Source organism: Plantibacter sp. VKM Ac-2885, from assembly GCF_015351205.1.
In the GTDB taxonomy this organism is placed as follows: Bacteria; Actinomycetota; Actinomycetes; order Actinomycetales; family Microbacteriaceae; genus Plantibacter; species Plantibacter auratus.
Genome location: NZ_JADKSK010000002.1, coordinates 501,403 through 521,338 on the forward strand (window position 1 = coordinate 501,403; position 19,936 = coordinate 521,338).

26 protein-coding genes and 2 tRNA genes are annotated in these 19,936 nt (G+C 69.0%); 16 read left to right on the forward strand and 12 right to left on the reverse strand.

The features are described from left to right. Positions 1-119: 119 nt before the first annotated feature. From ITJ66_RS14930 to ITJ66_RS14945, 4 genes are all read left to right on the forward strand, one after another. Positions 120-497 carry a PGPGW domain-containing protein gene (locus ITJ66_RS14930; RefSeq protein WP_194645118.1) on the forward strand — a complete coding sequence of 126 codons (378 nt, stop codon included), beginning with the start codon at positions 120-122 and terminating at the stop codon, positions 495-497. A 45-nt stretch (positions 498-542) separates the two neighbouring features. Continuing rightward, a complete protein-coding gene (locus tag ITJ66_RS20215; RefSeq protein ID WP_370582672.1) occupies positions 543-1,481 on the forward strand; it encodes a lytic transglycosylase domain-containing protein in 939 nt (312 codons plus the stop codon). An 80-nt stretch (positions 1,482-1,561) separates the two neighbouring features. Continuing rightward, positions 1,562-1,633: transfer RNA gene (locus ITJ66_RS14940), tRNA-Thr, on the forward strand. 42 nt (positions 1,634-1,675) lie between these two features. Continuing rightward, positions 1,676-1,752: transfer RNA gene (locus tag ITJ66_RS14945), tRNA-Met, on the forward strand. A 100-nt stretch (positions 1,753-1,852) separates the two neighbouring features. On the opposite strand, the gene ITJ66_RS19850 is transcribed toward ITJ66_RS14945, so the two are convergent. Next, complete coding sequence (locus ITJ66_RS19850; protein ID WP_228501938.1) at positions 1,853-2,185, reverse strand: trehalose-phosphatase; 333 nt, start codon at positions 2,183-2,185, stop codon at positions 1,853-1,855. Between the two features lie 113 nt (positions 2,186-2,298). Here ITJ66_RS19850 and ITJ66_RS14955 point away from each other — a divergent pair, with 113 nt between their 5' ends. Continuing rightward, positions 2,299-2,604, forward strand: coding sequence for a nucleotidyltransferase family protein (locus ITJ66_RS14955; RefSeq protein ID WP_194645119.1), 306 nt, complete (start codon positions 2,299-2,301; stop codon positions 2,602-2,604). A gap of 39 nt (positions 2,605-2,643) precedes the next feature. Here the strand turns inward: ITJ66_RS14955 and ITJ66_RS14960 are convergent, their stop codons facing one another. After that, entirely contained in the window at positions 2,644-3,141 is a 498-nt protein-coding gene (locus ITJ66_RS14960; RefSeq protein WP_194645120.1) for a DUF3592 domain-containing protein, read from the reverse strand. A gap of 37 nt (positions 3,142-3,178) precedes the next feature. Beyond that, positions 3,179-3,706, reverse strand: a complete 528-nt coding sequence (locus tag ITJ66_RS14965) for a hypothetical protein (protein ID WP_194645121.1) — start codon at positions 3,704-3,706, stop codon at positions 3,179-3,181. A 129-nt stretch (positions 3,707-3,835) separates the two neighbouring features. On the opposite strand from ITJ66_RS14965, the gene ITJ66_RS14970 reads away from it, so the two are divergent. Next, positions 3,836-4,207, forward strand: a complete 372-nt coding sequence (locus tag ITJ66_RS14970) for a PH domain-containing protein (protein ID WP_191941787.1) — start codon at positions 3,836-3,838, stop codon at positions 4,205-4,207. A 31-nt stretch (positions 4,208-4,238) separates the two neighbouring features. Here the strand turns inward: ITJ66_RS14970 and ITJ66_RS14975 are convergent, their stop codons facing one another. Both ITJ66_RS14975 and ITJ66_RS14980 read right to left on the reverse strand, forming a co-directional pair. Further along, positions 4,239-4,805 carry a hypothetical protein gene (locus tag ITJ66_RS14975; protein WP_194645122.1) on the reverse strand — a complete coding sequence of 189 codons (567 nt, stop codon included), beginning with the start codon at positions 4,803-4,805 and terminating at the stop codon, positions 4,239-4,241. 152 nt (positions 4,806-4,957) lie between these two features. After that, a complete protein-coding gene (locus ITJ66_RS14980) occupies positions 4,958-5,356 on the reverse strand; it encodes a MerR family transcriptional regulator (RefSeq protein ID WP_191941785.1) in 399 nt (132 codons plus the stop codon). Between the two features lie 92 nt (positions 5,357-5,448). Between ITJ66_RS14980 and ITJ66_RS14985 the strand changes: the two genes are divergently transcribed. Beyond that, positions 5,449-6,150 (forward strand): SDR family oxidoreductase, encoded by a 702-nt coding sequence (locus ITJ66_RS14985; protein ID WP_194645123.1) that lies wholly within the window; start codon positions 5,449-5,451, stop codon positions 6,148-6,150. A 101-nt stretch (positions 6,151-6,251) separates the two neighbouring features. Here ITJ66_RS14985 and ITJ66_RS14990 read toward each other — a convergent pair whose 3' ends face one another. From ITJ66_RS14990 to ITJ66_RS15000, 3 genes are all read right to left on the reverse strand, one after another. After that, positions 6,252-6,941 (reverse strand): M23 family metallopeptidase, encoded by a 690-nt coding sequence (locus ITJ66_RS14990; RefSeq protein ID WP_194645124.1) that lies wholly within the window; start codon positions 6,939-6,941, stop codon positions 6,252-6,254. A 103-nt stretch (positions 6,942-7,044) separates the two neighbouring features. Beyond that, positions 7,045-7,695 (reverse strand): M23 family metallopeptidase, encoded by a 651-nt coding sequence (locus tag ITJ66_RS14995; RefSeq protein ID WP_194645125.1) that lies wholly within the window; start codon positions 7,693-7,695, stop codon positions 7,045-7,047. A 110-nt stretch (positions 7,696-7,805) separates the two neighbouring features. Then, on the reverse strand, positions 7,806-8,177 hold the full coding sequence (locus ITJ66_RS15000) for a hypothetical protein (RefSeq protein ID WP_194645126.1): 372 nt from the start codon (positions 8,175-8,177) through the stop codon (positions 7,806-7,808). Positions 8,178-8,331: 154 nt separating this feature from the next. Here ITJ66_RS15000 and ITJ66_RS15005 point away from each other — a divergent pair, with 154 nt between their 5' ends. From ITJ66_RS15005 to ITJ66_RS15040, 8 genes are all read left to right on the forward strand, one after another. Further along, entirely contained in the window at positions 8,332-8,775 is a 444-nt protein-coding gene (locus ITJ66_RS15005) for a helix-turn-helix domain-containing protein (RefSeq protein WP_085512825.1), read from the forward strand. Further along, complete coding sequence (locus tag ITJ66_RS15010; protein ID WP_191941779.1) at positions 8,720-9,166, forward strand: ImmA/IrrE family metallo-endopeptidase; 447 nt, start codon at positions 8,720-8,722, stop codon at positions 9,164-9,166. The genes ITJ66_RS15005 and ITJ66_RS15010 overlap by 56 nt, the downstream gene beginning before the upstream one ends. A gap of 21 nt (positions 9,167-9,187) precedes the next feature. Continuing rightward, positions 9,188-9,541: a DUF3253 domain-containing protein gene (locus ITJ66_RS15015; RefSeq protein WP_191941778.1), complete on the forward strand. Its 354-nt coding sequence runs from the start codon at positions 9,188-9,190 to the stop codon at positions 9,539-9,541. Positions 9,542-9,550: 9 nt separating this feature from the next. Continuing rightward, positions 9,551-10,141, forward strand: coding sequence for a histidine phosphatase family protein (locus tag ITJ66_RS15020; protein ID WP_079003262.1), 591 nt, complete (start codon positions 9,551-9,553; stop codon positions 10,139-10,141). After that, positions 10,138-10,935 (forward strand): sulfite exporter TauE/SafE family protein, encoded by a 798-nt coding sequence (locus tag ITJ66_RS15025; protein ID WP_191941777.1) that lies wholly within the window; start codon positions 10,138-10,140, stop codon positions 10,933-10,935. The genes ITJ66_RS15020 and ITJ66_RS15025 overlap by 4 nt, the downstream gene beginning before the upstream one ends. Positions 10,936-10,998: 63 nt before the next feature. Then, positions 10,999-11,448 carry a MaoC family dehydratase N-terminal domain-containing protein gene (locus ITJ66_RS15030; protein ID WP_191941776.1) on the forward strand — a complete coding sequence of 150 codons (450 nt, stop codon included), beginning with the start codon at positions 10,999-11,001 and terminating at the stop codon, positions 11,446-11,448. Then, a complete protein-coding gene (locus ITJ66_RS15035; RefSeq protein WP_228501940.1) occupies positions 11,445-11,876 on the forward strand; it encodes a MaoC family dehydratase in 432 nt (143 codons plus the stop codon). The genes ITJ66_RS15030 and ITJ66_RS15035 overlap by 4 nt, the downstream gene beginning before the upstream one ends. Positions 11,877-11,887: 11 nt before the next feature. Further along, positions 11,888-13,024: a UDP-N-acetylmuramate dehydrogenase gene (locus ITJ66_RS15040; protein ID WP_194645127.1), complete on the forward strand. Its 1,137-nt coding sequence runs from the start codon at positions 11,888-11,890 to the stop codon at positions 13,022-13,024. Positions 13,025-13,070: 46 nt separating this feature from the next. Here ITJ66_RS15040 and ITJ66_RS15045 read toward each other — a convergent pair whose 3' ends face one another. The 4 genes from ITJ66_RS15045 to aceA all read right to left on the reverse strand — a co-directional run bounded on the left by ITJ66_RS15045 (position 13,071) and on the right by aceA (position 18,234). Then, positions 13,071-14,282 (reverse strand): pyridoxal phosphate-dependent aminotransferase, encoded by a 1,212-nt coding sequence (locus tag ITJ66_RS15045; RefSeq protein ID WP_194645128.1) that lies wholly within the window; start codon positions 14,280-14,282, stop codon positions 13,071-13,073. A gap of 60 nt (positions 14,283-14,342) precedes the next feature. Beyond that, positions 14,343-14,969 (reverse strand): hypothetical protein, encoded by a 627-nt coding sequence (locus ITJ66_RS15050; protein ID WP_194645129.1) that lies wholly within the window; start codon positions 14,967-14,969, stop codon positions 14,343-14,345. 168 nt (positions 14,970-15,137) lie between these two features. Beyond that, positions 15,138-16,793, reverse strand: coding sequence for a malate synthase A (gene aceB / locus ITJ66_RS15055; protein WP_194645718.1), 1,656 nt, complete (start codon positions 16,791-16,793; stop codon positions 15,138-15,140). A gap of 94 nt (positions 16,794-16,887) precedes the next feature. Continuing rightward, positions 16,888-18,234: an isocitrate lyase gene (gene aceA / locus ITJ66_RS15060; RefSeq protein ID WP_194645130.1), complete on the reverse strand. Its 1,347-nt coding sequence runs from the start codon at positions 18,232-18,234 to the stop codon at positions 16,888-16,890. Between the two features lie 151 nt (positions 18,235-18,385). On the opposite strand from aceA, the gene ITJ66_RS15065 reads away from it, so the two are divergent. Continuing rightward, on the forward strand, positions 18,386-19,879 hold the full coding sequence (locus tag ITJ66_RS15065) for a helix-turn-helix transcriptional regulator (protein WP_194645131.1): 1,494 nt from the start codon (positions 18,386-18,388) through the stop codon (positions 19,877-19,879). The last annotated feature ends 57 nt before the right edge of the window (positions 19,880-19,936 follow it).

Here is a 19,936-nt window from a genome sequence, read left to right on the forward strand (position 1 = left end):
CACGGGGCCCGTCGCCGCTCGTGGACTGGCCACCGCGGTGTCGCCAGGGCGGGCGCGCGGCTGTCGATTCGGACCGGATTCCCGGCCACCGACCCGCCCACCCTGCTTAGAGTGGGAACATGACCACGGAATCGGACGGCTCGGCCCGCAGCACGGCGAAGCGCGTCGCCGCGCAGGCGGGAAGCATCGCCGGATCAGCGGCCCGGACGACGCGTGGCATCATCCGCCGGAATCCGACCGCGAACCGGGTGTACCGGGCGGGCGTCGGAGTCGTCGGCGGTGGCACCGTGGCCCTCGGCGTGGCCCTGATCCCGCTCCCCGGACCGGGAGCATTGATCGCCGTCGGCGGGCTCGCCGTCCTCGCCTCGGAGTTCGAGGGTGCGAAGCAGGCCAGCACGAAGGCGAACGCCGCCGCCAAGAAGGGCGTCGCCGTCGCGAAAGACCTTCGGGAGAAGCGCCAGGCCAAGCAGGCCGCGAAGGCTGCGCCGGAGCACTGACCCCACGGCGCACGGCGCCGACCGACGCGCGGGTACGGTGGACCGGTGGGTACGTCGGCGAAGGGGAGTGGAGCCCGCCGGCCCGCACAACGCAAGACCGCAGCGCCCGGACGCCGCACGGCCAGCGCCACCCGTTCGACGCGGAAGCCGCGGTCCCGGCCGTCCGGCGCGCGCAACCGCTCCCGGCGCCCCGTCGCACCGACGCGCCGGAACCGTCGGTCGGGCATCCGTGTGGGATGGCTCGTCGCCGGCGGAGCGGTCGCGATCGTCGGTCTCGCCGTCATCGTGGCAGCGGTCGTCTGGGGGCCGGAGCTCATCAGTCGGGCGGAAGCACGGGACTCTACCCTCGGAACCGCGCCACATGCTGCCGTCGAGGGACCGGGCATCCCCGCCGCGGGGTCGGCTGGAACAGCGCCGGCGGCGATCACCGACCGCGTGGACCGTGCCTGGGCGACGGCCACGGCGCTCCGCCTCGGCATCCCCGAGCGGGCGATGGTCGCCTACGCCGGTGCGGCGCTCGCCGTCGCGGAGAGCCAGCCGGGCTGCGGGATCGCCTGGAACACCCTGGCTGCGCTCGGGAGCGTCGAGTCCGGCCACGGCACGATCTTCGGTGGTGCGCTCGACGACACCGGTCGGGCCGTTCCACCCATCGTCGGCCCGGCACTCACCGGCACCGAGTTCGACGCCGTCACCGACACGGACCGCGGCGCCTTCGACGGCGACGCCAGATGGGACCGCGCGGTCGGCCCGATGCAGTTCATCCCGTCCACCTGGCAGCGGTGGGGAGCGGACGGGAACGGCGACGGCGTCGCGGACCCGCAGCAGATCGACGACGCGGCGCTCGCCGCAGCGCACTACCTGTGCCACGGTGGCCGGGACCTCCGCATCGAGGCCGATTGGACCGCGGCGATCGGGTCGTACAACGGGGCCGCGTCGTACCTGCAGAAGGTCGTCCACGCCGCGGACACCTTCGCCGCGAACTGATCCCGATCCGGTGTACGAAGCACCCCTCGCGGGATGCTAGTCTCTACTGGTGCCATTTCCGCGTGAGCGGTCTGGTTCGCGCTCCGATAGCTCAGTGGTAGAGCACTTCCTTGGTAAGGAAGAGGTCGCGGGTTCAAGTCCCGCTCGGGGCTCGTTCTCTCCGTCACTGCTCTCGCCGGCATACGGAGAGACGTGGCAGGGTAGCTCAGTTGGTGAGAGCGCACGACTCATAATCGTGAGGTCGAGAGTTCGAATCTCTCTCCTGCTACCAGATCAGCTGTTCAAGAGAGAAGCACCGGAGATTTCTTCGGTGCTTTTCTGTTGGGCCGTGGCGTCCGCTTCTTCGCGCACGACCGCGAGGAGCGGTCCGGTCATCCCAGAGCGTCGTCGAGTTGCCCGAGCCACTGCTGGAACTCGCCGGGACATGAGAAGTGGACTCCGGCCACCGAAGCGACCTCCTCCGCAGCATCGGGGCCGTCGACGACGAGTGCATACCCGCCGCTGGCCAGCGCCACCCTGAACGCAGGCAGGTCCCCACGGTCGTCACCGGCGTATGCGACGACACCCCAGCCATCAGCCCGGATGATCCTGTGCAGCGCCGTCCCTTTGTCCTCATCCAATGGCATCCGCAGCTCTTCGACGCACTTGCCGGGTTCTCGCCTGAGCCCGAATTCGTCGATGATGTGCTCGACGAGCGGCGCCACCAATTGCTCGGCCGCCGCGCGGTCGAGTGCACGGCGCCACCGAGATCGTGACGAGCACGAGCTCGGGCCCTTCCGCCTGCCGCGGCTGGTGCCGAATCGGTAGACTTTCCTCCATGACGTCAAGGATCTCGGTCGACGCGAACGCGCTCGGAGTGATCTGTCGCGCGCGCGGGGTCGCCAGATTGCGTATCTTCGGCTCCGCCCTATCCGATCGGTTCGACGACGGCCGGAGCGACGTCGACCTGCTCGTCGAATTCGTGCCGGGGTCGGCAGATCCGTTCGACGCGTACTTCGGTCTTCGAGAGGACCTTGAGTCCTTGTTCGGCCGCCCGGTCGACCTCGTGATGGCTTCCGCTGTTCGGAACCCCTATTTCGCTGCCTCGGCCTACGCCGGCGCAGAAGATCTGTATGCGGCCTGAATCGGCAGCTCTCCTGTGGGATGCGCGAACAGCGTGGCGTCAACCCTTCGAAGTCTCGCCGGGGTCGGGTCCCCGGCCCGCACGGAGCAGGACGCCCACGAGCATGGCGGTGCCGATCAGGAGACTCACGCCGGTCAGCACGATACCGACACCGACGACCGAGGTCCCCGGCCCGTCATAGCCCTCGAGCACCGCCGTGCCGGGGTCGTCCGCGCGGTAGATCACCGTGACGACGTCGCCGACGGCGGGTTTGCCGTCGAGGGGCCAGTCCGCCCAGACGCGCTGCTCCGTACCGTCGGGTGCCAGGTAGTCGGTCCTGAACCGGTGGTCCGACGCCTTCCTTCCGTCGTCCACCTCGGTGACCGTCCCACTCGTCCGCTCGCCGTTCTGCAGCAGGTCACTGTCGGCAGCCATCATGAAGGAGCCGACGACCACGGCCACCGGACCGGCCAACAGCATCAAGACGATCGCCACCGTCTGGAACACCCTGCTGTGCAGGAAGCCCCGTGTGTCGCCCTTCGCGCGTTTCCGTGCCATCACCAGTGCGCCACCGTCCCGATTCGAAGCTCCTGCATCACTGGTTCCCAGTGAGGGAAAGACTCAGCATGATGATGGCGGGCACGATCAGGCCGATCGCGACGCCACCGGCCGCCGCCCAGAGCCCGATGCTGACGTGGGGGCTCATGCGAGGACGCAGACCGAGTTCCTCGCCGATCTCCGTGATGCGCGCGCGTTCGTTCTCGGGGCTGAACGCGATCTCGAACCCTCCGGGAGAGGTCCCGAGCATGATGACCCTGCCGTACCGGACACGGCCGGACTGCCAGGAGAACGACCAGGAGAGGCGCGGCACGAAGCCGGAGACACCAGCCGACCAGCTCATCCGCTTGACCGTGTCGGTGATGCTGAACCGCCGACGTCGCTCATCGACCCGCACGGTGTAGGTGATGCTGTCGGACACCTCGTTCAGCTGGAGGACGTTCCACCAGCGGGCGTCCGCGAGGTCGTATCCGACCTGGAACCCGTCGGGGAGGCGGGTGACGATGAACGGGGTGTTCTGCAGCTCTGCCTCGACGGCCCACTGATAGTCCTCGAGCACACTCATCGGGTGTCGTCGGTTCCGGGCATGCAGCAAGTATGCCAACGGCGCGGGCCTGCGACGTGATCGACGGATGGGGAGAGGTCCCCATCCCGATGCGACCGCACCACCGCCATCCTCTGCCACACTCAGGCCATGGAAAGCGCACCGATCATGGCCTGGACCCTGCAGAACGAGATCCCGATCCCCGCCGATGTGACACAGCTGCTCGTTCAGGGTGAGCAAGCCGTTGCAGCGTTCAAGACGTTCCGCGACTCCGCGGTGTTCACGACCAAGCGCCTGATCGTGCGCGATGCGCAGGGCATCTCCGGCAAGAAGGTCGAGATCTACTCCTTGCCGTACAGCTCGATCAACATGTGGTCGTCGGAGAACGCCGGAACGCTCGACTGGAATTCCGAGATCGAGCTCTGGACCCGGGCCGGGCACATCAAGGTGAAGCTCGCGAAGGGCGCGGACGTCCGTCGTCTGGACAGCCTCATCGCCTGGGCGGTCCTGCAGTCGCACTAGCTGATCGCATCGGCGGGGGACTGGGACTGCCTCATCGCTCCCAGATGCGACGGTAACCGGGCATGAAGGCGATCATCGCCGCGAGCAGGGTGCCGAGATTGAGGAGTGGCAGGGCAGGTCCGATGGCCCAGGGCGAGTCGGCATAGACCCCCATCAGCATCACCATCCAGGCGCCGATGTTGCCGAGGATGAGCACGATGATGAAGGTGACCGCAGTCGCTCCCGCTCGCGACGAGACCCGCTTGCCCGCGAGCATCGGCGCGGTGCAGATCGTGCCGATGATCACCACGATGAGCACCAGGAACGCACTCGCGAACAGGATCGAGGCGGCCTCCGGGTCGCCGTCGTCGTCACGATCGGCGAATCCCGCGAGGAAGAAGAACAGGTTGAAGGCCTCGGGGTCCTCATCCGTCTTCGTCTGGTTCGCGTAGGGGACGAACAGCGAGAGGATGAGCGCGATCTCGAGCAGCAGCATCGGGACCGAGATCAGGATCGACTCGATGCCCGCCACGCGCTCCTCGAGCCGGGTGCGCGCCGCCTGGGCGGCGACCGACTCGGTCGCGGTCGCTGGGCTCTGCTTCGCTGACCCCTGTTTCACTGATTCACTCATCACTGACCCCCGGATCGGGAGTCGGGCTCAGGCGTGCCCGACTCGGCTGCCGCGAAGGCGAGCGACCGGTAGCCCTCGACCTCCGACGTGGTCATGGTAGCCGCGATGGGCCGACTCTGCCGGAGCCGTGCCGGATGGCGTCAGGCGGCGTCCAGCTCGGCCGGAAGCTCCTCGCGCAGCGCGGGGCAGTGCTCCGGCGTCGGGTGGAGCGTGATGTCGATGACCGTTTCCAAACGGGCGCGTGCTGCTTCGAGGTCGGCCATCTGCGCGGTGATGCGGTCGCGTTCGGTCCGGAGCAGCGCGAGCGACTCCGGCGTCGCGACTCCCGCATCGACACAGGGGAGCAGTTGGACGATCGTGCGGCTCGGCAGCCCGGCGGCGAAGAGCTGCTGCACGAGCTCGACGCGTTCCACCGCCGCTCGTTCATAGGTCCGTTGGCCAGTCGTCGTGCGGGTGGCGGTGAGCAGCCCCTGCTCCTCGTAGTACCGGAGCGAGCGGACGCTCACCCCGGTCCGAGCCGCGAGATCTCCGATGCGCATCGAGCTTCCGTTCCTGGCTTGCACCTGACATTGATGTGAGGTCTTAGCCTAACCAGGCTGCTGCGGGATCGCCCCGCACGCGGAAGGGAATCATGGACATCGCAGGATCCGTCGCACTCGTCACCGGCTCGAACCGGGGCATCGGCCGCCGGTTCGTCGTGCAACTGCTCGAGCGCGGCGCGTCGAAGGTGTACGCCACCGCGCGGCGCCCGGAACTCGTCGACATCCCGGGCGTGGAGGTGCTGCAGCTCGACATCACCGATCAGGCGTCCGTCGCTGCGGCGGCCGAGATCGCGACCGACGTCACGTTGCTCGTCAACAACGCCGGGATCGCGACGCAGGGCTCGATGCTGACCGGCGACCTCGCGGACGCTCGGCGGGAGATGGACACGCACTACTGGGGCAACCTCGCCATGGTGCGTGCGTTCGCGCCGGTGATCGAAGCGAACGGTGGAGGGACGATCGTCAACGTGCTCTCCGCCCTGAGCTGGTTCGCCCACCCCGGCTCCGGCGGATACGCCGCGGCCAAGGCTGCGGAGTGGAACATGACGAACGCGGTCCGTCTGGAACTCGCCCCGAAGGGTGTCACGGTGCAGGGGCTCCACCTCGGGGCCGCCGACACCGACATCATGGCCGGCTACGACGGCCCCATGGTCGACCCCGCGGACGTCGCACGGGCGAGCCTCGACGGCGTCGCGGCCGGCGCTTCCGAGGTCGTCGTCGACGACTGGAGCGCGATGGTCAAGGCGTCGCTCGCCCACGACCCTGACGCGTTCTACGCGCAGTTCGCCTGAGCATCGAGCCTGCACGCTGTGCTCCGGGCGTGCACGGTGCAGAATGGAGGAAGCCCCCGAACAGTTACGGTCTGCTCGGGGGCTTCCTCATGCCCGTGTGGCTACCGCAGCCCCGCGACGAGTTCGGCGAAATGCTGACCTCGTGCGTTCGCCTCCGCGACGAGCGTCGTGACCTGGTCTTCGGTCAAGCCGCTGACCTGACCGTAGGCCTGCGTGTTCGCGGCGATGGAGAATCCCTGCGCGCCGTCGGGGGACGTGTACATCGTTCCGAAGGTCTCGGTCACCAGTGCGATGGTGCCGGCCGGAACGCTGATGATCTTGGGCATGTCTGACTCCTTGAGTGGGTGTCCAGGGTCGTCGCCGTTCAGACGAGCGTTGATGAACGGATACGGATCGGTGGTGACGCCGATGTCGGCGTTGTTCCACGTTCCGTCCGCGGTGAAGGTGATGGTGAGGTGCAGATGGGCTCCGCTGGAAGCGGATCCGGTGTTCCCGACGACACCGACGGGTTCACCACGGACGATCGCCGCGCCGACCTGGTGCGGTGGGGCGGCCGCCAGGTGCGAGTAGCCCGAGTACATGCCGTCGGGGTGGGCGATGACCAGGACGTTGCCCAGGGCCGCGTTCCACCGGTTGGCGGAGACGACGCCGGCAGCGACCGCCGGGATCGCGGCTCCGGCGCCGGGCTGGTAGTCCAGCCCGCGGTGCGGTTGGGTCCGCCCGCCGGCCATCGATCCCCAGCCGTCGGCCAGATCCATCTGCAGGAACGGGTGTTGATAGCGGAGGACCATGTGGCTCCTTTCGTGGCGCGGAGGGCGGGCCCCCGAGCAGTTACGGTCTGCTCGGAGGCCGTTCTCCGTTGCCGGTCAGTGGTGACTCGAGGTCACCGGTGCGCTACGCCTGGTTCGACGTGAGCTCCCGGATGGTGGTGTAGAACTGGTCGCCCGTGAGGTTCACGTACGGCCCGTAGGTCGGCACCAGCGCGTCGTAGACGACGGGTGCTGCGATGTAGCGGACGTAGCCGGGGCCGACGAGCGCGATGGCGCCGAAGGTCTGCTTGCCCTGCCAGACGTAGCCGGACTGTCCCTGACGGATGATCTTCACGAGTTGTTCTCCTGTGTTTGTGGATGGGTTCGCGGAGCCGAAGTAGCTCCACGGGTTCTGGCGGCTGCCAGAGGGGTCGAGCAGGTGACGGTGGAGGTGCTGAGGCACGCCTCCCGTGTTGCCCGAATAGGCGATGATGTCGCCCTGGTTGAAGTGCTGACCGTTGCTCCCGACGTATCGGTCGAGGTGCGAGAACACATCGGCCCATCCGGGGTTCTGGTCATGGTTGAAGCGGCACGAGTTGCCCGCTGATCCGTCGTTCGGAACCCAGTTCATGGTTCCGGGCGTGGGTGCGAGCACCGGGGTGCCCACAGCGGCGACGAGGTCGACCCCGCCTCGGCCGGTTCGGTCGAGGTGGTTCTGCCAGGACACGTAGGGATCGCGGTTGTCGTCCGCGATCACCGTGGACGGGCCGTTCAGCACGTAGTTGTTGAGCGCCACTCTGCCTCCAATCTGTTGTTTCGTGGAGGATGTGTCCTCCGACATTCGAACGTGTGTTCGAGAGAGACTCTACGACGATCTCGTCATCTTGTCCAGTTCATTTTGCCGATTCACCGTGAAATTCTTTCTTCAGAGGCAGATTCGGCGCCGGAATCGAGTCGAGCATGGCGGGGTGTGGATCCTGCTCTCAGTCTCGTCAGGAACCCGTTCACGCCGGGGATCGCCATGATCCGCGCCAGCGCTGCGGCGATTGCCGCCGTCGTGGCCACGGCCGCCGCCGCCCAGGCGTAGACGTCATCCGGAAGGAGTTCCCGGATCGCCTCCAGGAGTTGTGGCGCGATGATGCTCGCGGTCGTGATGCAGGCCACCGAGCTCAAGATCACCGCCGCGGTCGTCTGGATCACGGTGCGGATGATCCGCTGTGCTGGAAACGGGACGGGCGGTGGTGTCGGTGGTTCCGGTGATGTTCGGTGTTCGGTCATGATGCCTCCTCGGGCGTCGTGGGTGGTGATGGACGACCCGGATGGTTTCCAGAAGTTGTCTCATCTGGCATCATTCAGGTCGGAGGTGACACTATAGAGCGCATGAGGCAGGTTTTCTGTCGTTCACGACAGGGTTTCTGGCTACGATCGGAACGTGAACGCAGCAGAGGCGATGGTCAATCAGGCGTTGGCGGACGAACTCGTCGCCGCCTACAAGCGGCGACGCATGAATCAGCGCGCCCTGGCTGAGGCGACCGGGATGAGTCCGACGACACTGCAACGTGTCCTCGCCGGTCGCAGCGAGATCAGCGGCCCGACCTTCGTCACGCTCTGCGCCGCGACCGGTGCCGATCCGGTGCGACTCCTGGCCGACGCCCTCCAAGCCGTCGGGGGGATGAGTCGGATCGAGGCCGAACTGCAGGCGAGCGACGACGAGCGAGTGGCTCCCGTGTCGGACACCACTGCTACGAATGACGAGCTGGATCGCAGACGCCGGCAGAGGGAAGCTGCGTCGTGGACGACGGAGCAGTTGGAGGGGGAACGTGGGGCGGCAATCACCGATGGAGAACTGGAGCAACCCGAGCCGGAAGCCCCGTGAGCGTGGACGCGCCTACGACCCGTATGCGCACGCGGAGGAGCTCGGTCTCGCCGTGATCTTCCGGCCCCTGCGGGTGTCCCATGAGCGCTGGCTGCCGTCCGCGCACACGATCGTCATCCAGGAGTCGCTCCGGTCCGTCCATCGGCGGAACGCCCTCGCCCACGGCATCGCGCACTGCGTGCTCGGCCACGAGGACGACCGACCGAAGCACGAGGTGCAGGCCGACCGCTTCGCCGCGTCGAACCTCATCGACCTCGACGAGTTCCGGGCCATCGCGCGCTGGGCACCGGACCTCGAGCATCTCGTCGCGGAACTCGGCGTCACGAAGCGTCTGGCCCGGGCGTTCGTCGCGCAGCATACGGATCTGTCCCGGCACGCCGACCTCGCGTAGCGGCGCGCGCATACTGGGACCATGACCGACGAAGCCGCACCGGACCCGACGCCTGCGGCAGCCGTAGACGACGACCTCCTGGAGTCGACGATGCTCGACCTGCTGGGGAAGCGGGCCGCGACCTCGTCCATCTGTCCGTCCGACGTCGCTCGAGCGGTCGGTGGCGACGACTGGCGAGCGCTGATGGACGACACCCGCCGGGTCGCCTGGCGCTTGGTCGAAGAAGGACGGGTGCGGATCACGCAGGGCGACGAGGCGGTCGACCGCGAGACGGTCCGCGGCCCCATCCGGATCCGATGGGCCAAGGACGCCGACGTCGAGTCGTGCGCCCCCTGTCGTCCTGAGACCGGAGGCGCTCGGTCCGACGCCGGTTAGGCTGGAGACATGACCATCGCCCTCATCCGTCACGGACAGACCGCCTGGAACTTCGAACGACGGCTGCAGGGCACGACGGACATCCCCCTGAACGACACCGGGCGGGAGCAGGCGGCGACGGTCGCCCCGCGGCTCACCGGCACCTGGGACGTCGTCGTCAGCTCCCCGTTGGGGCGCGCACGCGAGACCGCGCAGATCATCGCGGACGCGCTCGGTCTCGAACTCGGCCCCACCTACCCCGACGTCGTCGAGCGCCACTACGGCGACGCCGAGGGCGCGACGGCGCAGATGGTCCTCGAGAACTGGCCAGACCACCAGTACCCGAACCTCGAGACCGAGGAGTCGGTCATCGAACGCGGACTCCGCGGCATCGACGCCATCGCACGCGACTTCCCCGGGCAGAACGTCCTCGTCGTGAGCCACGGCACGCTCATCCGACTCACGCTCAGCCACCTCTCCGGTACGACGGTCCCGCCGCTGGAGAACTGCTCCGTGTCGGTCATCGAGGCGACGGACTCCGGTTGGTCGCTCCTGGACGCCGGTACCGCTCGCACGACGCCCTCGCTCGAGACGGCGCTGTCCGGCTCCAGCGCGCAGTGAGCGGGAGCGACCCGACCGGCCGTCCGGTCCGCTCCCCGTCGGGCATCGCCTGGCTCATCGGCATCGGACTGACCGCCGGATTCCTCTCCGGGCTGTTCGGGGTCGGCGGCGGCATCCTCATCGTCCCCGCCGTCGTCTTCCTGCTCGGCTTCGGCCAGCGGCTCGCCGCCGGAACGTCGCTCGCGGCGATCGTCCCGACCTCGCTCGTCGGCGTCGTGTCCTACGCGGTGAACGGCACCGTCGACTGGGTGGCGGCGATCCTCCTGGCGGTCGGCGCGATCGGCGGCGCACAACTCGGCAGCTACCTCCTCTCCAAGCTCCCCAAGAAGGCGCTCCAGTGGGGCTTCATCGGCTTCCTGCTCGTCGTGGTGGTCTCGCTGTTCCTCATCGTCCCGTCCCGCACAGCCGAGATCGATCTGCACGTCGGCTCGATCATCGGCCTCATCGTGCTCGGCTTCCTGACCGGCGTCCTGTCGGGGCTGCTCGGCATCGGCGGCGGGGTCGTCGTCGTGCCGATGCTCATTCTCTTGTTCGGCGCGAGCGACCTCATCGCGAAGGGCACCTCGCTGCTCATGATGGTGCCGACCGCGATCTCCGGCACCATCGGCAACGTCAGGCGAGGCAACGTCGACCTGACGGCCGCAGCGATCATCGGTGTCGCCGCCTGCACGACCACGGCCCTCGGCGCCATCGTCGCGTCGGTCGTCCCGCCGTTCGTCGGCAACCTGCTCTTCGCGGCGTTCCTCGTGGTCATCGCCATCCGCATGGTGTTCCAGGCGCTCAAGCGCTCCTGACCGACCCTCGCCGGTCCATCCGTGCCCGTTCGTCGAGCCGAGGCAGCGGGTAGGCTGGAGGGCGTGTCAGTGAACCCAGAGCTCGCCGGTCGGGTCTTCCCGCCCGTCGCCCCGTACCTGGTCGGACGCGAGAAGATCCGCGAGTTCTCGCGGGCCGTCTTCGCGACGAACCCGATCAACCTCGACCCGGAGGCGGCCCGCGCCGCAGGATACGCCGACGTCGTGGCGCCGCCCACCTTCGCCGTCGTCGTCCAGGAGCACACGCTCCAGCAACTGCTCGCCGCACCCGACGCGGGTATCGACTTCACCCGGGTGGTCCACGGCGACCAGCGCTTCGTGCACCACCGTCCGATCGTCGCCGGCGACGAGCTCACCGCGCAGCTGACCGTCACCGCGGTGAAGTCCCTGGGCGGCCACTCGATGGTGACGTGCGACTCGGTCATGACCGACGCCACCGGCGAGCCGGTGGTCACAGCGACCTCGACGCTCGTGGTGCGAGGAGACGAAGGATGAGCGACGTGCAGCAGACCCCGTCCATGCCGGCTGTCGGAGACGTCGTCGCGGAGCGGACCGTCCACCTGACGCGCGACGCCCTCGTGCGGTACGCCGGCGCCTCCGGAGACTTCAACCCCATCCACTACCGCGACGACGTCGCCGCATCCGTCGGGCTGCCGGGCGTGCTCGCCCACGGCATGCTGACGATGGGGATCGCGGCCCAGCCGGTGGTCGACTGGATCGGCGACCCCGGTCGGGTGCTCGAATACCAGGTGCGGTTCACCCGACCGGTCGTCGTCGACCCCGAGACCGGTGCCGACCTCCAGATCGTCGCCAAGGTCGGCAAGGTCGACGAGGAAGCCAACACCGCGCGCGTCGACCTCACCGTCACCTACGCCGAGCAGACGGTGCTCGGCAAGGCGCAGCTGGTCATCAGCTTCGCCTGACCCGGAGGATCATGAACGACGCCATCCGTCTGAGCGAGCTCACCACCCTCGGGGTGGGCGGGCCCGCCGCCGCCTTCGTGGAGTGCACGAGCGAGGCTGAGCTGATCGATGCCGTGCTCGACGTCTGGAACACCGACCAGCCGTGGCTGCTGCTTGGCGGCGGGTCGAACCTGCTGATCGGCGACGAGCCCCTCGACGCGACCGTCATCCGGGCGGCGAACCGCGGCATCGAACGCCTCGACGCCCCGTCCGGCCGTGTCCGCCTGCGGGTGCAGGCCGGTGAGGACTGGGATGCGCTCGTCGCCTTCACCGTCGAGCACGGCTGGGCGGGCATCGAGGCACTCTCCGGCATCCCGGGATCCTGCGGGGCTGCGCCCGTGCAGAACATCGGCGCCTACGGGCAGGAGATCGTGTCGTCGCTCGTCGCCGTCGACCTGCTCGACGAGGAGTCGCAGACCGTCGAGCGCGTTCCCGCCGCGGAGCTCGGGCTCGGCTACCGGACCTCGGTCTTGAAGCGCCACGGTGGCGGAGAGCCTGAGCGCTCCGGCGTGGTCGTGGCGATCATCATCGACCTCGACGATGTCGGCGCCGACGGCCTGGCCGCACCGATCGCCTATCAGCAGCTCGCCTTCGCGCTCGGCGTGGAGGTCGGCGAGCAGGTCCGCCTGGCCCAGGTGCGCACGACGGTGCTCGCGCTCCGGGCGTCGAAGGGCATGGTGCTCGACCCCGACGACCCCGACACCGCCAGCGCCGGGTCGTTCTTCACGAACCCGATCGTGTCCGAGCACGTCGCCCGGTCGCTGCCGGGAGACGCCCCGTGGTGGCCGGTGGACCCGGCGGCCGACGACGACACCGAGTACGTCTTCCCGCTCGGCGAGGTCGTCAACCCGCCCCGACCGGCTCCCGTGGAGCGCCTCGCGAAGCTCTCGGCCGCCTGGCTGATCGAGCGGGCCGGCGTCCGTCGCGGGTTCGCGCTCCCCGGATCGCACGCCGCGGTCTCCACGAAGCACACGCTCGCCTTGACGAACCGGGGCGGGGCGACCGCCACCGAGGTCGCCGAGCTCGCGCGATTCGTGCAGGCGCGCGTCCACGCCGAGTTCGGCGTCCTCCTGCAGCCCGAGCCCGTGGCGGTCGGCGCCACGATCTGACGCTGCCGAGGTCCGCTCGCCCGGAGACGAGCGAGCGGACCACAGGTCAGGACGCGAACAGGCGCTGGAGACGCTGGACGCCCTCGAGCAGCTGGTCGTCGCCGAGTGCGTAGCTGAAGCGCAGGTAGCCGGACGGCCCGAACGCCTCGCCGGGCACGGCCGCGACCTCGGCCTGGTCGAGCATGAGGTCGGCGAGTTCGAGCGACGTCGTGGGCGTCACGCCGCCGAACGTGCGGCCGAGCAGCGCCGTGACGTCGGGGTAGACGTAGAAGGCGCCCTGCGGGGTCGGCGTCTCGAAGCCGTCGATCTTGTTGAGCTCACCGACGATGAGCTTGCGGCGGCGGTCGAACGCCTCACGCATCGCCTCAGCGGCTTCCTGCGGACCGGTGAGGGCCGCGATCGCCGCGCGCTGCGCGATGTTGTTCACGTTGCCGGAGAGGTGCGACTGGAGGTTGCCGAGCGCCTTGATCGCGTCCGCCGGGCCCACGGTCCACCCGACGCGCCAGCCCGTCATCGCATACGTCTTGGCGACGCCGTTGACGAGGAGCGTCTGCTCGGCGAGCTCGGGCACCGCTTCGACGATCGACGTCGCGCGGACGCCGTCGTAGGTGAGGTTCTGGTAGATCTCGTCGGTGATGACCCAGATGCCGTGCTCGAGCGCCCACTCGCCGATCGCCTTCGTCTGCTCCGGGGAGTAGACGGACCCGGTCGGGTTCGAGGGGGAGACGAACAGCAGGACCTTGGTGCGCGGGGTGCGCGCCGCCTCGAGCTGTTCGACCGTGACCTGGTAGTTCTGCGAGGCGTCGGCGAAGACGTCGACCGCGACACCGTCGGCGAGGGCGATGGCCTCGGGGTAGGTGGTCCAGAACGGAGTCGGGACGATGACCTCGTCGCCCGGGTTCAAGAGGACCTGGAACGCCTCGTACACCGACTGCTTACCGCCGTTGGTGACGATGACGCGGCTCGGGTCGACCTCGAGGCCGGAGTCGCGGCGCGTCTTCTCCGCGATGGCGGCGCGGAGGTCGGGCAGGCCGGCCGCGGGGGTGTACCGGTGCGCCTTCGGGTCGCGGGCGGCGACGAGCGCCGCTTCGACGATGTGCTCGGGTGTCGGGAAGTCCGGCTCGCCCGCCGCGTAGGAGATCACCGATCGGCCTTGCGCCTGCAGCGCCTTCGCCTTCGCGTCCACCTTCAGCGTGGCGGACTCGGCGATCGCTGAGATCTTCGTGGACAGGCGGGGCGTGGGAGTCGATTCAGGCACGACTCCGAGCGTACCGAACCCGGTGTCGCGAGGACAGTGCGTGACGCCGTCGCTCGGCGGTTACACGGATCGGGTGCGGTCGATGGCGGCGCCGGCCCAGGCGACGCCGATGCCGATGAGTCCCGAGACGATCAGGAGGAGTTCCTCACGGACGACACCCGACCAACCGGTGTAGCTCAGCCGTTCGGCCAGTGTTGGAAGGACCGCGAACGCGAGGAGCAGGATCAGCGTCGGCCAGGATCGTCCGCGGACGATCAGCCATGCGGCCGCGCCTGCGAGTCCACCGAGGGTCACGGCGAACGACGCGAACAGCAGGAACGGCGGCGTCGAGATGCTCGCCGTCGCGGATCCCACGACGTGGAACGCGAGACAGGCCACGACGACCGCGGCCGCGATCAGCCGACGACCAACCGACACCGGGGCGAGTGACACACCTCCGAGGAGGACGGCGCCGGCGACGACGAACTCGAGGACGAAGTTCCCGATCACCTCCGTATCGCTGGCCGGCTGCAGCCACATGACGTTCAGGGGTGCGCGCATGACGAGGTACGCTCCGAGGATGATCGCGACGAGCGAGGCGCCGTAGCGGCTCGAGGCGTTCCATCGATGCGCCTGCTGGAGTGCCGACGACGGCCCACCCGGCGACATGTTCCCGACGGTCGATGCTTCCTGCACGTTCTGGGTCATACGCCCGACTCTACGGGGGCCCGTGCGGACCGGACAAGGGCGCTGGAACCGCCGTGCGTCGGTCCACAACTCCTGCGCCAGCACCGATGGCCTCGACCGCTGCGCGTGGATGGTGCGCGGGCCGGAGCTGACGGTCCATGGCGAGCAGGAGTTGTGGACGCCGTGCACCTACGCCGGGTCGACGAGGTACCGCGTGTACGCCGGAACGGTGAGGAAGGTCGGGAACTCGTCCCTGAGCGCGACCTCGCGGAACAGCTCGGCGGCATCGTCGAAGCGGTCGTCCGCGGTGCGGGGCAGCGAGGCGAGGAGCTCGTCGAGGAGGTCCTCGACCCGCTCACGGGTGATCGGACGGCCGTCGTCGGTCGCGACGTCCTGGTGGATCCACTGCCACACCTGCGATCGACTGATCTCCGCCGTCGCCGCATCCTCCATCAAGCCGTCGATGGCCGCGGCGCCGATCCCGCGGAGCCAGGAGTCGAGGTAGCGGACGGCGATCGACACGTTGTCGCGGAGACCGGCGTCCGTGACCGCGCGACCGATGCGGACGTCGAGGAGCTGCGACGGTGTCACCGACACGTCCTCCCGCAGGCGGTCGAGCTGGTTCGGACGATCACCGAGGACCGCGTCGAACTCGGCCCTGGCGGTCTCGATGAGGTCCGGGTGCGCCACCCAGGTCCCGTCGAAGCCGTCGCCTGCCTCGCGGCGTTTGTCGGCTGAGACCTTCTCGATCGCGCGCGCCGTCGCCTCCGGATCACGCCGGTTCGGGATGAACGCGGACATCCCGCCGATCGCGTGCGCGCCGCGGCGGTGGCACGTCTGCACGAGGAGCTCGGTGTAGGCGCGCATGAACGGCACCGTCATCGTCACCTCGCTGCGGTCGGGCAGGACGAACCGGGCACCGCGCCCCCGGTAGTTCTTGATGATCGAGAAGATGTAGTCCCACCGACCGGCGTTGAGACCGGCGCAGTGGTCGCGGAGCGCGTACAGGATCTCGTCCATCTCGAACGCCGCCGGCAGCGTCTCGATGAGCACGGTGGCGCGGATCGTCCCATGGTCGAGACCCAGGCGTTCCTCGGTGAACGTGAAGACGTCGTCCCAGAGCTGCGCCTCCTCGCTCGACTCCAACTTCGGGAGGTAGAAGTACGGCCCGCGGCCGGCGTCGATGAGCGGTCGGGCGTTGTGGAAGATGTAGAGGCCGTAGTCGACGAGGCCGCCGGAGGCCGCCATCGCCGCCCCGGATCGGTCGATGAACCGCAGGTGCTTCTCCACGAGGTGCCAGCCGCGCGGTCGCATGACGATCGTCGGCGTCTCCGTCGCGGTGACGCGGTACACCTTCCCCGCCTCGTTCGTGAACGTCAGCTCACCGCGGACGGCGTCGCGCAGCGAGAGCTGACCACCGATGACGTTGGCCCACGTCGGGCTCGTCGCGTCCTCCTGGTCGGCGAGCCAGACGTTCGCGCCGGAGTTGAGGGCGTTGATCGTCATCTTCGGATCGGTGGGGCCGGTGATCTCGACCCGGCGGTCCTCGAGACCTGGCCCGGCGCCGGCGACGCGCCAGGAGCGGTCCTCCCGGATCGCCGCGGTGTCATCGCGGAACCGCGGGTCGCGGCCGTTCCCGATCTCGAAGCGTCGGCGCATGCGCTCGGCGAGGCGGTCATGGCGCGCACCCGCGAACCGCTGGTGCAGTTCGGCGAGGAAGGCGAGGGCGTCCGGGGTGAGGATCTCCTCGTACCGGTCCCCGAGACGACCGACGACCTCGATGGCGGGGCCGGTGCGCTGCGTGGGCACCGGCGCGGTGGTGGGTGTGGACGGGGAAGCGAGCATGGTGTTCATGGGGTGACTCCGTTTCGGATGGTCGTGCGTCGGGTGGGCCCTTCGAGCGGTCCCTGAGCTTGTCGAAGGGCGGGGCTGGTCTGTTTCAGTGGAACTGTTGTTCCTCGGTCGACCCGGCGAGGGCGAGGGTGGCGCTGCCGGGGTTGAGGGCGGTCGCGACCAGGTCGAAGTAGCCGGTACCGACTTCCCGCTGGTGCTTGGTGGCGGTGTAGCCGCTGGCCTCTGCGGCGAACTCGGCTTCCTGGAGGTCGACGTAGGCGCTCATGGCCCGTTCCTTGTAGTCGCTCGCCAGGGTGAACATCGAGTGGTTCAGCGCGTGGAAGCCGGCGAGGGTGATGAACTGGAACGCGTATCCCATGGCGGCGAGCTCGCGCTGGAAGGACGCGATCTGCGCATCGTCGAGGTGCGACTTCCAGTTGAACGACGGCGAGCAGTTGTAGGCGAGCAGCTTGCCCGGGAACCGCTCGTGGACGGCCTCGGCGAACCGACGGGCGAGGTCGAGGTCGGGTTCCGCGGACTCGACCCAGAGCAGGTCGGCGTACTCCGCGTAGGCGAGGCCGCGAGCGAGCACCGGACCGATGCCGTTCTCCACCTCGTAGAAGCCTTCCGGGGTCCGGTTCCCGTTCAGGAACGGCAGATCGCGGTCGTCGATGTCGCTCGTGAGGAGCGTGGCGGCCAGTGCATCGGTGCGGGCGATGACGATGGTCGGGACGCCGGCGACGTCCGCCGCCAGCCGGGCCGCATTGAGGGTCCGGATGTGCTGGCTCGTCGGCACCAGCACCTTGCCGCCCATGTGGCCGCACTTCTTCTCAGCCGCGAGCTGGTCCTCCCAGTGGACGCCCGCGGCGCCGGCCTGGATCATGCCGGCCATGAGTTCGTAGGCGTTGAGCGGTCCACCGAAACCCGCTTCGGCGTCGGCGACGATCGGCGCGAGCCAGTCGATCGCCTTGGATCCCGGCGTCTCCCCGACGGCTCGCTCGGCGAAGTCGATCTGCTCGGCCCGGAGCAGCGCGTTGTTGATCCGCCGGACGACCGCCGGAACCGAGTTCGCCGGGTAGAGGCTCTGATCGGGGTAGGTCTGACCGGAGAGGTTCGCGTCGGCGGCGACCTGCCATCCGGAGAGGTAGATCGCCTGCAGGCCCGCCCGGACCTGCTGCACGGCCTGGTTGCCGGTCAGCGCGCCGAGTGCAGGAACCCACTCCTCGGTGTGGAGGAGGTTCCACAGCCGCTCCGCCCCTCGGCGGGCGAGCGTCGGTTCCTCCCGGACACCGCCGCGCAGGCGGACGACGTCCTCGGCGGTGTAGTCGCGACGGACCCCGTCCCAGCGCGGGTCGGTGTCCCACTCGCGCTGCAGTTCCTCGGCCGTCTGCGTCTGGTCGCCGGCGCGGAGGGGCGTGCGGTGGTCGGTCGGTCGGGTGGCTTCGTTGCTCACGATGACTCCTGTGGTGTCGAGGTCGGTGGGGCGGGTCGTGCTGTGGGAACGATCCTGCGCTCGCCGCAACCCCGACGGACGTCATCCGTGGACAGAAGAACGGCCGACCTTCTGTTTGCCGGAACAACCGGCGCGTGTGAGCATGATCACCATGACCAGCACCGCCGCTGCTCCACCCGCCTCCGCCACCCCTGGTGACGGACCTGCTCCGCACGCGGACGCCCTCGTCCTCGGGCGCCGGATCCGCGATGCCCGATCGCGCGCGGGCCTCACGCTCGACGACCTCGCGCAGGCGATCGACCGAGCACCGTCCCAGGCGTCGGCGATCGAGAACGGGCATCGGGAGCCGAGCCTGTCGATGCTCCGCGTCATCGCCACCGCCCTCGGCACCACCGTCGACGACCTGCTCCGTGACGAACCGCCGAGTGACCGCGCCGCGCTCGAGATCGCCGTCGAGCGTGCCCAGCGGGGCCCCGTCTTCTCCGCCCTCGGGATCGCACCCATCCGCGTCTCGAAAGGGACCGCGGACGAGACGCTCCGCACCGCGCTGGCACTGCACGATGAGGTCGCCCGCCTGCATCGGGAGCGAGCGGCGACGCCCGAGGAGGCGCGCCGGGCCAACGCGGTCCTCCGGGCGGACATGCGGGCGGCCGACAACCACTTCCCCGACCTCGAGGCCGTCGCGAAGGGACTGCTCGACGCCGTCGGCTACACCGGAGGGCCGGTCTCGCACCAGACGGTCGCGGAGATGGCACAGCACCTCGGGTTCTCGCTCCACTACGTCGGCGACCTGCCGCACTCGACGCGCTCGGTCACCGACCGGCGCAACGGTCGGATCTACCTGCCGACCGAACCCTCGATGTCCCGTGACTCGCGATCACCCATCCTCCAGGCGTTCGCCAGTCACCTGTGCGGACACGAGGAGCCGGGAAACTACGCGGACTTTCTGCGGCAGCGCGTCGAGACCAACTACCTGACGGCGGCCATCCTGCTGCCCGAGCGCGACGCCGTGCGCGTCCTCGGTGAGGCGAAACAGCTCCGGCGCATCTCGATGGAGGACCTGCGCGACGCGTTCGCGGTGTCGTACGAGACCGCCGCGCACCGCTTCACGAACCTCGCGACGAGGCACCTCGGACTCCCGGTGCATTTCATGAAGGTGCACGAGTCGGGGACGATCATCAAGGCGTACGAGAACGACGGGGTCACGTTCCCGTCCGACGTCCTCGGGGCGGTGGAGGGCTCGCTCGTCTGCCGCAACTGGACGGCCAGGACCGTCTTCGACGTCGAGGACCGATTCAGCCCCTGGTATCAGTACACGGACATGGACACGGGCACCTTCTGGTGCACCTCGCGGATCGAGAAGGCCAAGGAGGGCGAGTACTCGGTCAGCGTCGGCGTCCCGTTCGCGCACGTGAAGTGGTTCCGCGGACGCGAGACGCCGCATCGGTCCACCTCGAACTGCCCCGACGAGCGATGCTGTCGTCGGGCGTCGCCGGCGCTCGCCGACCGGTGGGAGGGGAAAGCCTGGCCGGCGGCGCGGACGCCGACGAGTCTGCTGGCGGCGCTGCCGACCGGATCCTTCCCGGGGGTCGACTCCGTCGAGGTGTACGAGTTCCTCGAGTCGCACGCGCCGCGGGCGGACTGAGGTGAGGCACCTCGTCGCCCGACGTGGTGTCGAGCGATGAGGTGCCTCACCTCAGCG